Annotated in this window: 10 protein-coding genes and 2 tRNA genes; 7 read left to right on the forward strand and 5 right to left on the reverse strand. The window is 34.6% G+C overall.

The features are described from left to right. The first annotated feature begins 53 nt into the window (after positions 1-53). Positions 54-1,274, forward strand: coding sequence for an MFS transporter (locus E0I26_RS03235; protein ID WP_131915047.1), 1,221 nt, complete (start codon positions 54-56; stop codon positions 1,272-1,274). After that, positions 1,264-3,162 (forward strand): alpha,alpha-trehalase, encoded by a 1,899-nt coding sequence (locus E0I26_RS03240; RefSeq protein ID WP_131915048.1) that lies wholly within the window; start codon positions 1,264-1,266, stop codon positions 3,160-3,162. The genes E0I26_RS03235 and E0I26_RS03240 overlap by 11 nt, the downstream gene beginning before the upstream one ends. Before the next feature lie 139 nt (positions 3,163-3,301). On the opposite strand, the gene E0I26_RS03245 is transcribed toward E0I26_RS03240, so the two are convergent. Continuing rightward, entirely contained in the window at positions 3,302-5,941 is a 2,640-nt protein-coding gene (locus E0I26_RS03245; RefSeq protein ID WP_131915049.1) for an AsmA-like C-terminal region-containing protein, read from the reverse strand. Positions 5,942-6,126: 185 nt separating this feature from the next. Further along, entirely contained in the window at positions 6,127-7,887 is a 1,761-nt protein-coding gene (gene sppA, locus E0I26_RS03250) for a signal peptide peptidase SppA (protein ID WP_131915050.1), read from the reverse strand. Between the two features lie 138 nt (positions 7,888-8,025). Here sppA and folK point away from each other — a divergent pair, with 138 nt between their 5' ends. Continuing rightward, positions 8,026-9,159, forward strand: coding sequence for a 2-amino-4-hydroxy-6-hydroxymethyldihydropteridine diphosphokinase (folK, locus tag E0I26_RS03255; protein ID WP_131915051.1), 1,134 nt, complete (start codon positions 8,026-8,028; stop codon positions 9,157-9,159). 160 nt (positions 9,160-9,319) lie between these two features. On the opposite strand, the gene E0I26_RS03260 is transcribed toward folK, so the two are convergent. Next, entirely contained in the window at positions 9,320-9,850 is a 531-nt protein-coding gene (locus tag E0I26_RS03260) for an RNA methyltransferase (protein WP_131915052.1), read from the reverse strand. A gap of 70 nt (positions 9,851-9,920) precedes the next feature. Further along, positions 9,921-10,370 carry a DUF1573 domain-containing protein gene (locus tag E0I26_RS03265; protein ID WP_131915053.1) on the reverse strand — a complete coding sequence of 150 codons (450 nt, stop codon included), beginning with the start codon at positions 10,368-10,370 and terminating at the stop codon, positions 9,921-9,923. A 158-nt stretch (positions 10,371-10,528) separates the two neighbouring features. Here E0I26_RS03265 and mutS point away from each other — a divergent pair, with 158 nt between their 5' ends. From mutS to E0I26_RS03285, 4 genes are all read left to right on the forward strand, one after another. After that, positions 10,529-13,135: a DNA mismatch repair protein MutS gene (mutS, locus tag E0I26_RS03270; RefSeq protein ID WP_165929394.1), complete on the forward strand. Its 2,607-nt coding sequence runs from the start codon at positions 10,529-10,531 to the stop codon at positions 13,133-13,135. Between the two features lie 148 nt (positions 13,136-13,283). Then, a tRNA-Gly gene (locus tag E0I26_RS03275) sits at positions 13,284-13,359 on the forward strand. Between the two features lie 12 nt (positions 13,360-13,371). Next, positions 13,372-13,457 (forward strand) — tRNA-Leu (locus E0I26_RS03280). 146 nt (positions 13,458-13,603) lie between these two features. Next, a complete protein-coding gene (locus E0I26_RS03285) occupies positions 13,604-13,951 on the forward strand; it encodes a DUF1508 domain-containing protein (protein WP_131915054.1) in 348 nt (115 codons plus the stop codon). A gap of 170 nt (positions 13,952-14,121) precedes the next feature. On the opposite strand, the gene E0I26_RS03290 is transcribed toward E0I26_RS03285, so the two are convergent. Next, on the reverse strand, positions 14,122-14,346 hold the full coding sequence (locus E0I26_RS03290) for a hypothetical protein (RefSeq protein ID WP_099714386.1): 225 nt from the start codon (positions 14,344-14,346) through the stop codon (positions 14,122-14,124). Between the last annotated feature and the right edge of the window lie 57 nt (positions 14,347-14,403).

Raw genomic sequence — 14,403 nt, forward strand, 5'->3', positions numbered from 1 at the left:
TTTATAACAGCATTTGGTTTTTGCTACATTCGTCAGTAAATCAATAGATTATTATGAAAAAAGTAGGAATAACAACAGTGCTATATCTCAATTATTTTGTGTTTGCCATTTTGCTGAACAGCGTTGGAATTGTGATTTTAAAAGCGCAAAAAAATTATGGTGTAAACGAATTGCAGGCCAGTATTCTGGAGGCTTTTAAGGACTTGCCCATTGCAATTGTTTCATTTTTAATTGCTTCTTTTTTACCTAGAATTGGTTATAAAAAAGCAATGCTTATTGGGTTGGGATTGGTGGCTTTTGCCTGTATTGCCATGTTTTATGGTAATTCCTTTGATTATGCAAAACTGCTTTTTGCAACTGTTGGTGTGTCTTTTGCACTGATAAAAGTATCAGTCTATTCGTTAATTGGCACAATAACCGAAAATCAAAGGGAACACAATGCATTAATGAGCAGTGTCGAAGGAGTTTTTATGATAGGAATTGCATTGGCTTATTTTTTATTCCCAGCTTTCAATGATGAAGCTAATCCAGATTCCTGGCTTAATGTATATTGGCTTTTGGCTTTGTTATCATTACTCTCGTTTGTCTTTTTGTTTTTTACAAAAATAGAAAAGCCAACAGAAATTTCAGGTGTGAATTTAGCGGATGATTTTTCGCAAATGTTCAAATTGATGACAAAATTATTGGTTGTTGTCTTTGTTGTCAGTGCCTTTTTATTTGTAATGATCGAGCAAGGAATTATGTCTTGGCTGCCAACATTCAATGATAAAGTACTTCATTTATCCGAGAACAATAGTATAATGATGGCAAGTATTCTGGCCATTTCATTAGCAATTGGGAGAATTTTAGCCGGCGAAATCACCAAAAGAATAAATTGGATTTGGGTATTGAGTTTTTGTATTGTATGTGCCATGTTGATTGTAATTTTCGTGCTGCCAAAAACGGTTGGACTTGAAGTGAAAACAATCGATTCGTTTCGTGATATACCATTAATTGGTTTTGCATTTCCACTTGTGGGGTTATTTATTGCGCCTATTTATCCGTTGCTCAATTCGGTTATATTGAGTGCTTTGCCAAAAAAACTACATAGTTCAATGACAGGTTTAATTGTTGTCTTTTCAGCACTTGGTGGTACATTAGGTTCCAGGATTATCGGTTGGTTGTTCCAGAATCAAGGACCGGAAAATGCATTCTATTACACCTTAATTCCAATGTCATTACTATTGATTTCTTTTTTTATTTTAAAAAAAATAACTGCTAAAAATGAAATTTAAACTAAACATAGATCAAACACTTCAGAGTTTATTAGCTCAGGAAGATACGGATGGCGACAAAAAAATTACGATTGATGATCAAGGTCCAAAAAGTTTTTTATTGGAAGACAAAAACGGAAATTCGATACAGATAGAAGGAACCTATCATCTTTCCAATTTATTGCAGGAATTGGCTTTGTCTAAAAAATACAATTCTGTTTTTGCCGAAATTGACATTTCTGAAATAATTGAAAATCCTGTAAGTCGCATTTCTAGAAAAATAAAAAATTTATATTGGGAAGGGCTCACCAGAACTATTGACGCAAAAGGAGTTGCGAAAATTATAGAAGATGAAAAGATAGAGAACTCAATTTCGTATTTATATGTTCCTAAAAAGGATGATATGGCTTTTGAGTATTTTAAAAACCTGGAAAAATCGATTCCAAAATTAAAAGTCGTTCAGTTGCCCGAAAATATTTCATCAGAATATGAGCTGACCTTAAATAAAAAGCCGGGAATCTTGGCTTTGGCTTTGCAGCAAGAAGGCAGTCAAACAAAAGGGGTTCCGTTTGTGGTTCCAGGCGGGCGATTCAACGAAATGTATGGCTGGGATAGCTATTTTATAGCAATGGGACTTTTATTAGACGATAAATTGGAGCTTGCCATTGCCATTGCCGAAAATTTTAAATACCAGATTGACCATTATGGTAAGATTCTCAATGCGAATCGAAGTTATTATTTGACACGAACACAACCACCGTTATACACCTCTTTGATTGTTGCCATTGTGGAAAAATCAAAGCCAGAAGCATCTTGGATCGAAAAACATCTTAAGACTGCTATCAAAGAATACCAAACGGTTTGGATGGAAGAAGGGAAAAGGCTTAGGCCAAATGGATTAAACCGATACAAGGCGGAAGGAATTGGTCTTCCGTTTGAAGTTGAGGTGGGGCATTTTGATGATGTTCTTGAAAAATATGCTTTGTTGTACAATTTGCCTTTGCGTGATTTTGAAAAAAAATACCTCGAAAGAGAAATTGTTGATGCCAATCTTGATGCTTATTTTGTTCACGATCGCAGCATGCGCGAAAGCGGGCACGACACCACCAATCGCTTGGTCAATGTTTGTGCCGATTTGAATGCGATAGATTTGAATAGTTTACTTTATAAATACGAAACGGATATTGCTTTCTTGATTGAAAATGAGTTTGATAATCATTTTCAATATGATAAAAACATAGTTTATTCCAGAGAATATTGGAATAAAAAAGCCGCTTTTAGAAAAGAAAAAATTGACGAATTGTGTTGGGATAAGGATAAAGGAGTCTATTTTGATTATAACTTTATAACAGAAGAAGCACATCAATTTGAAGCAGCTACAACTTTTTATCCGCTTTGGGCAAAATTATGCAGTACAGAGCAAGCTGAAATTTTGGTAAAGACAGCATTGCCAAAATTCAAATTAAAAGGGGGAATTGCAGGAAGTACCAAAGAAGCGATTGCCGATATTGATGTCGATTCGCCGCAGCGCCAATGGGATTACCCTTTTGGATGGGCGCCGCATCAAATAATTTTATGGGAAGGATTATTAAATTATAATTATGTAGAGGAAGCTCAAGAAATGGTTTACCGCTGGTTGTGGCTCATCACAAGAAACGCCGTAGATTTTAACGGAACCATTCCTGAAAAATTTAATTTAGAAACGAGTTCTCATAAAATTTTAGCCGAATACGGTAATGTAGGCACAGCATTCGATTATATTACGGAAGAAGGTTTTGGTTGGATGAATGCCTCGTATCAATTTGGATTGAGCATTCTAAGAACAAACCTAAAACAAGAATTAGAAAAACTAACCGATCCAGAGGATTTGTTTTCGCAACGAACAAAAAACATATTTTCCATTAGATGATGGAACGGTTTTTAATATCCGTGGTTCCGAAGGATATGCGGTAAAAATCAACGTATAAAAATTCCATAAAAAAGCAGGAATCTCAATTTTAGAGATTCCTGCTTTTTTGTATGATGAAAAACTATTGCTTTATATCAAATTATTGTTGTTGTACTTTAGGCTCTTCTGTTTTTTTCTTTTTATTAAACAATCCATTTAATAAATCTTTAGCCTTAGTTTTTACCTCTTCCTTAGTTGCGGGAGTTGCTGGAGTCGCCGTTTTTGTAGTATCTCCTGGTTTCTTGTTTTTATTAATGAAATCAGTCAAAGCCGAAGTTCCTTGTTTCACCAATCTGTCTTTTTGTTGGTTTACTAGTTGAGTGGTCAATTTAGTTACTGCACTGTTGATGTCAGTTGTTATTTTTGGATTCGTGAAATTCCCAACTAATATCGCATTTATCGGAATGCTTTGCAGTTTTGCAGCGTCAGCAGGAGATAATTTCGCAATTAGCGCATTCGCTTCTGAACCCAAATATTTTGCGGGAACATCAAATTTTAGATTGTAATTCATGCTTTGGTCAAAACCATGGGTTCCTCCAATAGTTGCTTTAATGTCTTTATACTTGATGTCAAATGGTTTTACATTTACTTTTCCGTCCTTGAACGTAACCGCCGCTTTCAAATCATTCAAATTGATTTTACTTACATCAATGAATTTTAAGTTAGAACCTAAAGCGGTCAGCAAAGTCGAATTACTTGAGTTTACTGTCGTAGAAAGCAATTGTCCCAATAAATCTCCGGTAAGCGTTTTCAAGTCAGGAGTTAGTTCTGTTGCATCAAGATTTCCATTCAATTTGATATTTGAATTTAATTTTCCGTTGATGATTCCGGCGATTGGCGCAATTTTTTTCAGCATATCCAGTTGGGTGAAAGACTGTGCAATATCGACTTGATTTAATTTTAAATCCATATTGAAAACTGGTGTTTTTCCTTTTGTGGAAACAGCTCCATTTACACCAATTGTTCCACCGAAAATAGATGTTTTTACATTTTCTAAAGTCACTTTTTCGTCTTTCACGATTAGTTTTCCCGATACATCTTTCAGAGTCAAATTATCATATAAAACCGTAGTCGCTTTTGCGGTAAGCGTACAATTTAAGAAAGCAGGAATCTTCATTGCCTCTGCTTTTTTATCCCGAACCGTCGGGGTCGTTTTAGTCGCGGTTTTAGTGGTTTCACCGGTTGTCATAAAATCATCAACGGCTAATTGTTTAGAATTCATGTTGAAGTTTCCTTTCAATTCTTGGTTTCTAAATATAAACCCGTAAAAATTCTCTAAAACTCCCGTTACACTTATATCGCTTTTTCCTGTAGTCGCATTCAGTTGTTTCAAATTGACTTGGCTGGGATTAAACTGAACTAGGGCAGTGCTGATGTTCATTGTTTTGCCGTTCTCATCCACATAATTGAAACCTGAAAGACTCATTGTTCCCGCATTATTGATGTTTTGATACTGACTTTTCTCTACAGATTGCATATCAAATTTTGTAGTCACATCGGCCTTTAAAACCCCTGATAATGGCTTGTCCAGTTTTATAGGATACGCTTTGGAAAGATTGGCTAAATTGATAGTTCCTTTTAAAGCGGCATCAACAATTGCGTTTTGTGTTATGTTTTTGATGTTGGCTTTGGCATTAAAAACGTCTTGATCTATTTTGAAAGAGAGCTTGTCCAAGTTGACATACGTATCATTTAGAATCCCTGTTTCGTTTATAATTTTAGTGTCAATAACGATATTTTGAACCGATTTTGGTAAATTAGGATATTGAAATGAAGCGTTATTGGAAGCGATTTCAATATTGAATTTTGGCACCGTTGTGTCAGAATACAAGCCTTTTGCAAAACCCACTACGGTAAAATCGCCGGTTGTTTTTACGTTGTCCAAACTCGAGGCATAGGCTGCAGGGATAATTCCTAAGAAATTTTTGAAGGATGAAGTTGGGGTTTTAAATTTCAAATCATATTGTTGACCCGTTTCCACCATTTGAATAAAACCATCAAATTCCAGTGGCAATTGATTAATTAACGCTTTGTTTTCTTTGAAGGTATATTTACTTTTTTCTAAATCGATTCCCAAAACTGCGTCCAGAGTCAAGGCAACATTTTTCATGTAATTGACTTTGTCCATATCGAGTGATACTTTCGCCGTTGATTTGGTAACCAAATCTAATTTTTGGGCTGCAAAATCCCCGGTTCCTTCGTGGTTTAAACTGTCGATTGCCATTTTTATTTTTGAACTTTCGTCAAAATAGCGGAACTTGAAATTCTCAATTTTATAATCTTGTATTTTTAATGATAACGGACTGCTTTTTCCATCGTCTTTGGTTTTGTCATCTTTCAAAGCAATGTCGTAATTCCCGATTCCGTCTTTATTGAAAATGATATTGATTAGTCCATTTTTCGAAGTGATTCCGTCAATAGACATCGCTTCATTTTTACCTTTAAAAAGTTCTTTGATAGACATTTTTAAATTCAATTCGCCTAGTGAAATCAAAGTGTCACCTTCAAAAGGAGCTTTGTTTATAATGACTAATTTTCCCAGTGTCACATTCGCATTTGGAAAATTTTTGAATAAGCTTAAATCCGCTTCTGCAAAAGTGACTTTGGCATCTACTTTGGCATTGATAGCTTCAGAAATTTTAGCTTTTATTTGATCTTTAAATAGATAAGGCGCAGCAAATAAAGTCACGACGAGTAGGATAATCAGAATTCCAATGATTTTTAAAACTTTCTTTACCATAATTTAATTTCTTTAGATTCTATACGTGGAGCAAAAACAGCGCCTTGTATTCTTTTACAAAAATAGTATTTTTAGGACAGAGTAATTTTCTTGGTGTTTTTTATAAACAATAATTTAACTTTATAGTATAAAAAAATCCGTTTAAGCAATTGATTAAACGGATTTTCTAGTGAGTTATAAAGTTCTTACTGAATATTAATTTCAAAAGGCATTAGGGCTTGAACTCCTTTTTGCGCTTGTAATTTTTTTATTTGTTGCATAATTCTATAGTTTTCTTCTCCAATTTCTTCTTTTATAAAATCTTCTTTAGATTTTGCAAAAGGAAGATTAGCTAAAAGATCATTGAAGTTTTTATCGTATTCCGGATAATTTTGGGTGCTGTAGCTTTTTATTTTTGCCAAAGAAGCAGCTTTTGCAATTGCATCATCTAAACCTCCAATTTTATCTACAAGTCCAATTTTCAGGGCTTCTGAACCTGTCCAGACTCTTCCTTGTGCAATAGCATCAACTTGTGCAAATGTCATTTTTCGACCTTGAGCTACATGCGTAACAAAAGTTTTGTAAATATGTTCAACACCTTCTAATGTAACGGCTTTGAATTTTTCATCAATTGGAACAAAAGGACTATAATTTGCTGAGTTTTGATGTGTTTTAACTTGCTCGGTATGAATTCCTATTTTAGTGGCTAATGGAGTGAAATTAGGTAATATTCCAAAAACGCCAATAGAACCGGTGATTGTATTTTCTTCGGCAAAAATGGTGTTGGCATTACAAGCAATATAATACCCGCCTGAAGCTGCATAATTCCCCATAGAAACGACTACCGGTTTTATTTTTTTAGTCAATTCAATTTCTCTCCAAATCAAATCTGATGTCAAAGCGCTTCCGCCAGGACTGTCGATGCGAAGTACAATCGCTTTTACATTTTTGTTTTTTCGAGCCTCTTGTAACGAGCGACGCATAGAACCTTCTCCGATGACATTGACATCACCTTCGCCACCCCTAATTTCACCTTGGGCATAAATAATGGCTATTTCATCTTTACTGTCGAAAGTTTGCGAAGTAGTGGCTACTTTTTGAGCATAATCACAAATAGATACTTTATTGTATTCTTCGTCATTGGCTACTTTAAGTGCTTTTCGGATGGCGTTGTGGTACACATCTTCATAGGCAACAATGTCAACCAATTTCTGGGATTTTGCCATTTCCGGAGTTCGAGCTAGAAGTCCATTGGCAATTTCATTCAATTTAGCCACAGATATATTTCTGCTTTTAGAGATGTCACTAGTGATTGAATTCCAAACTGAATTTAATAATGCGGTAGTTTGTTCTCTGTTGGCATCACTCATTTTATTTTCTAAAAACGGCTCAACAGCACTTTTATATTTTCCATGGCGTATTACTTCCATTTTTAATCCTGATTTTTCCTGAAAATCTTTAAAGAACATAAGTTCAGCAGAAAGGCCTTTGAAATCCATATCTCCAACAGGATTTAAGTAAATTGGGCTGGCAACAGAATTTAGATAATATTCTTTTTGTGAATACGAATTGGCATAAGCCATGACGAATTTACCTGATTTTTTAAAGCTTTCCAGAGCATCTCTTAATGCCTTGCTTTGCGCCATACCTAATGACGAAGCATTATTTAGGATAGAAATGCCTTTAATGTCGGCATCCGTTTTTGCTTCTTCAATAGCATTGATAATGTCTGATAAACCTATTTTTTTGTTTTCTGAAAAAATAGTTACCCAAGGGTCTTTGTATTTTCCGGCATAGTCGTTTCTGATGTCTTCCAAATCCAATTCGATAACAGAATTATTTTTTACCGCAACACCTTCAGATTCACCACCAAAAATGGCTCCAATGAGAATAATTCCAAAAAAGAACAACATGAAAAAAACAAAAATACCTATAATGGTAGCTAATACATTTCCTAAAAATTTCATAATTATATTTTTTTAATATGTCGTAAAAAAGATTGAAATGTTACAAATAATTGTTTGTACTTTCTAAGTTTAATTATCAACACAGGATACAAATATATTGCTAATTCTAAAATTCTTTTAGTTAATTTGCACCTAATTATGAAATCACAACATCAGGTCATTTTATCTATAGGTAGTAATCAAGGCAATCGTTTGGAAAATATCGAACGTTGTTTGGAATTGATACATCAAGAAATTGGTACTGTAATCAAAGTCTCCAGATTATATGAGACTCCAGCTTGGGGTTTTGAAAGTGATGCTTTTTATAATTGTGCTTTGGTTTTGCATACTTTTAGTTCCGCACATAAAATTCTGTCTCAGGTTTTAAAAATTGAAAAGCGATTGGGTCGTTTGCGGAATAAAACACATGAGTATCAATCACGCACGATTGATATTGATTTGATTGCTTTCGATTCAGAAATTATTGCTACCGAAAAACTCCAAATTCCGCATCCCTTAATGCAAAACAGGAATTTTGTTTTGTTGCCCATTCAGGATTTAAATTTAGATTGGAAACATCCTATTCTTCAAAAAAATATTTCGGAATTATTGACATTGTCTCCAGATGAAAGTGTTTGTACAGTGGTTCAGAATTTAGTAAATCCTTTGCAGAATATTTCTTTAGAGCAATTTAATTATGTCGCTTTCGAAGGGAATATCGGAGCGGGAAAAACCACTTTGGTTACGAAAATTTCCGAGGATTTTAATGCGAAAACGGTTCTGGAACGTTTTGCGGACAATCCATTTTTACCCAAATTTTATAAAGATCAAAACCGATATGCGTTTCCGCTGGAAATGTCATTTCTCGCTGATAGATACCAACAATTGTCTGATGATTTGGCGCAATTTGATTTGTTTAAAGACTTTCTGGTTGCCGATTATCATATTTTTAAGTCTTTGATTTTTGCCAAAATAACACTGGCCGAAGATGAATATCGTTTGTATCGTAATCTGTTTGATATCATTTACAGAGAAATGCCAAAACCGGATTTGTATATTTATTTGTATCAAAATTCAGAAAGGCTGTTGCAAAATATTAAGAAACGCGGCAGAAGCTACGAACAAAAAATTCCGGCCGAATATTTGGATAAAATCAATAGCGGTTATCTGGATTATATTAAATCGCAAACTGATTTGAATGTTTTGATTATTGATGTTTCTAATAGGGATTTCGTAAAAAATCAAGAAGATTATCTCTATGTTTTAGATGAAATTAAGAAGAAAATAGACTAATTTCAGACTTCTTAGATTTTTAGACTGTTAGATTTTTTATTCTGGAAAAATTAGATAAGGTGGGTAAGAAATGTAGTGTATTGCTACCTTATTTTTTCGTTTTATCATAATCTAAGAAGTCTAAAAATCTAACAATCCAATTGTCCAGAAATCCAAAGATCTAATCGTTAAATTGTTTAAATAAATCCCAAACCACAATCCCTGCGCTTACTGAAATATTTAAAGAATGTTTAGTGCCTAATTGAGGAATTTCGATGCAACCATCACACAAGGCAACCGCTTCCTGAGAAACTCCATGTACTTCGTTTCCAAATACCAAAGCATATTTTCTGCCCTTTTCGATTTTAAAATCTTGGAGAAAAACAGCACTTTCTACTTGTTCTATGGCAAGTGTGGTGGTGTTTTCTTTTTTTAATTTTTCAATAACGTCAAGAACATTTTCATTATGTTCCCAAGCGACAGTTTCAGTAGCTCCTAGTGCTGTTTTGTGAATTTCTTTGTTTGGAGGAATGGCAGTGATACCACACAAATATATTTTTTCAATCAAAAATGCGTCGGCTGTTCTAAAGACGGAACCAATATTATGCAAACTGCGGATATCATCTAATACTAAAATCAGGGGTGTTTTTTCAGATTGTTTAAATGCTTCGATAGATTTTCGATCCAGTTCGCTGTTTTCTAGCTTTCTCATGTTTGTGTAAATTATTCAAAAAAAAAGCTTCCGAAGTTAATGGAAGCTTTTTTGTGTATTTAGTTAAAATTTAGCTTTTTGAAGGTTCAGCGGCTAAAACATTTCCTTTTATTGTAAGTGTTTTGGTAGGAACAACAGCATTAGTGGTCAATGTTACTGTTTTATTAAATGGTTGACCTGCTCTTGAAGTGTCATATTTTACTCCAATAACTCCTTTTGCTCCCGGAGCAATTGGTTCTTTAGGATAAGTAGGAACGGTGCAACCACAAGATCCTTGAGCGTTAGTAATGATTAAAGGTTTGTTACCGTTATTTGTGAAAACAAATTCACGTTTACCATCAGAGTTGTATGCAACCGTACCGTAGTCAATAGTTTCAGTTACAAAAACCATTCCTGCACCATTTACTTTTGCAGTAGTAGCTTTAGTATTAGTAACTTTTAATTTTTTTGAAGTTTCTTGTGCATTAGAAGTAACTGCTCCTAAGACAACTAGCATAGCTAGAGTAATTATTTTTTTCATATCTATTTCGATTTAAAAGTATTTACAAATCTAAAGAAAAAATAGAAATTATGGATCAAATCTTTCTTAAAAATAGTTTAATTTTTTGAACTCGTTATTTATTTGTTTTAAAATCTATAAATTCGCTGATAATTTTTCAATTTTAAACAGCAATACAATTGGCATCTAAAGATAAAGTAGTTAAGGAAACTCCGTTAATGAAGCAGTATAATGAGATAAAAAGAAAGTATCCGGATGCTTGCTTGTTGTTTCGCGTAGGGGATTTTTATGAGACATTTGGAGAAGACGCAGTTCGTGCTTCAAAAATATTAGGAATTGTCTTAACTAAGCGTGGAGCGGGCTCTGAGACTGAAACAGCGCTGGCTGGTTTTCCACATCATTCCTTGAATACCTATTTACCAAAATTAGTCAAAGCGGGACTTCGTGTAGCAATTTGTGACCAGCTCGAAGATCCAAAAATGACTAAAACTATCGTGAAACGTGGTGTTACTGAATTGGTAACTCCTGGTGTTTCTATGAATGATGAGGTTTTGCAATCTAAAACCAATAACTTTTTAGCGTCCATTTTCTTTGCCAATAAATCAATAGGAATTTCCTTTTTGGATGTTTCTACAGGTGAGTTTTTAACGGCGCAAGGAAATGCAGAATATATTGATAAACTGTTGCAGAATTTTAATCCAAGTGAAGTTCTGATTCCCAAAAATAATAAAAATGATTTCCGGGAAATTTTCGGAGAGGATTATCATAGTTTTTATCTGGAAGATTGGATTTACAAAGAAGACTACGCATTCGAGACCTTAACCAAGCACTTTCAAACGGTTTCTTTGAAAGGATTTGGAATCGAAGAATTGAAAGAAGGAATTATTGCTTCGGGAGCCATTTTGTATTATTTATCCGAAACACAGCATAATAAAGTCCAACATATAACGGCGATTCAGCGTATTGCCGAAGACGCTTACGTCTGGATGGACCGTTTTACGATTCGCAACCTGGAATTGTATCACAGTTATAATCCAAACGCGGTGACGCTACTGGATGTTATTGATAAAACGCTTTCGCCAATGGGTGGTCGTTTGTTAAAAAGATGGTTGGCATTGCCGTTGAAAGACAGTGTTAAAATAAAAAGCCGTCATCAGGTGGTTTCGTATTTAAAAGAAAATCAGGATGTTTTGAAAAACATTCAGAATCAAATCAAGCAAATTTCTGATTTGGAGCGTTTGATTTCGAAAATTGCAGCCGGAAAAGTATCTCCTCGCGAAGTGATTTATCTGAAAGAATCCTTGGATGCTATTATTCCAATAAAAGCTTTGGCGTTAGAAAGTCCGCAAGAAGCAGTAAAAGTAATTGGTGACAGTTTGCACAGTTGTGAATTATTGCGTGAAAAAATCAAAACGGTTTTAAATCAAGATGCTCCTGTGGCGATTGCCAAAGGAAATGCGATTGCCAAAGGAATCAATGCGGAATTAGATGATTTACGGGCGATATCAACTTCCGGAAAGGAATTCTTGGAAGGAATTGAAAAACGAGAATCACAATTGACGGGGATTTCATCGTTGAAAATTTCCTTTAATAACGTTTTTGGATATTACATCGAAGTTAGGAATATGCACAAAGATAAAGTTCCTGTGGAATGGATTCGAAAACAAACTTTGGTTAATGCAGAGCGTTATATTACGGAGGAATTAAAAGAATATGAAACTAAAATCCTGGGTGCCGAAGAGAAAATTCATAAAATAGAAGTAGAATTATTTGAACAATTGGTGAGTTGGATTGCCACGTATATCAAGCCGGTTCAAATGAATGCTAATTTGGTGGCGCAACTGGATTGTTTGTGTTCTTTTACACAGTTGGCTATCGAAAATAAATACATCTGCCCTGAACTAGACGAAACATTCGAACTGGAAATCAAAAACGGAAGACATCCTGTTATCGAAAAACAATTGCCGGTTGGGATGCCTTATATTGCCAATGATGTTTTCTTGGATAGAGAAACGCAACAATTGATTATGATAACGGGTCCTAATATGTCTGGAAAGTCAGCTATTTTGCGTCAAACGGCTTTAATTGTGCTCTTGTCTCAAATGGGAAGTTTTGTTCCGGCAGACAGCGTTAGAATGGGAATTGTAGATAAAATATTTACCAGAGTAGGAGCGAGTGATAATATTTCGATGGGAGAATCTACTTTTATGGTCGAAATGAATGAAACTGCCTCTATCTTGAATAATATTTCCGACAGGAGTTTAGTGCTTTTAGATGAAATTGGAAGAGGAACGAGTACCTATGACGGGATTTCTATTGCATGGGCAATTGCAGAATTTTTGCATGAACATCCTTCGAAACCGAAGACATTATTTGCAACACATTACCATGAGTTGAATGAAATGAGTGAATCATTGCCTAGAATTCAGAATTATAATGTGGCCGTCAAAGAATTGAAAGATACGGTACTTTTTATTCGAAAATTAGTAAAAGGAGGAAGTGCTCATAGTTTTGGAATACATGTGGCGAAGATGGCCGGAATGCCTCAGATCGTAATTTTGAAAGCGCAAAAGCTTTTAAAGAAATTAGAAAAAAATCATTCCAGCGATGCGCTGAACGGAATTAAAGCTGCAAAAGACGAAATGCAAATGAGTTTCTTCAATTTAGATGATCCTTTGTTAGAGGAAATCAAAGAAGAGATCATAAGTCTGGATATAAATACCATTACTCCTATGGAAGCGCTGATGAAACTCAATGAGATTAAAAGAATGTTGACCAGAAAATAATTTATTTTGTTTTAAAGTTTACGGTATCAGAACATTAACTTTAATCTGTGATTTTTTTATAAAAAAGGCTTGTATAATTCAATAAATGTCCTAAATTTGCATCCGCAATACGGAACAAGTATCGCGGTTCTTTCTAAGAATTGAAAATGCGAAAATAGCTCAGTTGGTAGAGCGCGACCTTGCCAAGGTCGAGGTCGCGGGTTCGAGCCCCGTTTTTCGCTCCAACACCACATAATGCTCGGATGGTGAAATTGGTAGACACGCTGGACTTAAAATCCAGTGAACAGCAATGTTCGTGCGGGTTCAAGTCCCGCTCTGAGTACTAAAAAAGCTTCAAACTATGTTTGGAGCTTTTTTTATTTATAGGAATTTGTAATTGAGAACAAAAGAGAATTTTACAGAAGTGAATTCTAAGCTCTATGTTTAGAATCTGAAATCTAAAATCCGCAATCTAAAATCTAAAATTTCATGGGGGCTTTTGTGATCAGTAAAAGATACAACGACGAGTATAAATTTGTTTTCACTTCCAGGAAGGGGAAGGTTGTTTTTACAAGTTTAAGTTATGAACTCAAGTTTGAGTGTGAAGAAGATATTGAAAAGTTTAAAACAACAATTGAAACCGCTGACTTTTTAAAATTTAAGTCTTCCGGTGGGAAATTCTATTTTAAATTGATGTTGAAAGGGAATCATTTTGCAACAAGTAGAAAATATACCACATCGTTACGTTTGCAAAAAGGAATCGATGAAATTGTGCGATATGGATCAAATTCAGAGGTGTTAGATTTCTCTGGAAATGATTTTATTTTTTCGGATTAAAGGTTTTTGAATTAATTCGTAAATAAAAAAAGAGAGTCGTGTAAATTTAATTTACACGACTCTCTTTTTTTATTTGCACTTCTCCTTCTTAAAGGATTGGAAATGTCGCAAATTAAAAAAGCCATCTCGCATAGCGGATGGCTTTAAAATTTTTAGAATTTGAGTTCTAATTATTTTTTTGCAGCTTCAGTAGCAGTTGCAGCAGCTTCAGTAGCAACAGCAGCAGCAGAATCAACAACAACAGCAGCAGAATCAACTACAGCAGCAGCAGAATCAACAACAGCAGCAGCAGAATCAACTACAGCAGCAGCGTCCTCAGCAGGAGCATCAGCTTTTTTACATGATACAACAGTCAATACAGCAACAGCAGCTAAACTTAAAAATACTTTTTTCATCTTAATTTAATATAAAAGGTTAATTATTAATTCGTGGCAAAGATATAAATTTTTTAA

Origin of the sequence: Flavobacterium rhamnosiphilum (genome assembly GCF_004349195.1) — a bacterium.
GTDB classification, from domain to species: domain Bacteria; phylum Bacteroidota; class Bacteroidia; order Flavobacteriales; family Flavobacteriaceae; genus Flavobacterium; species Flavobacterium rhamnosiphilum.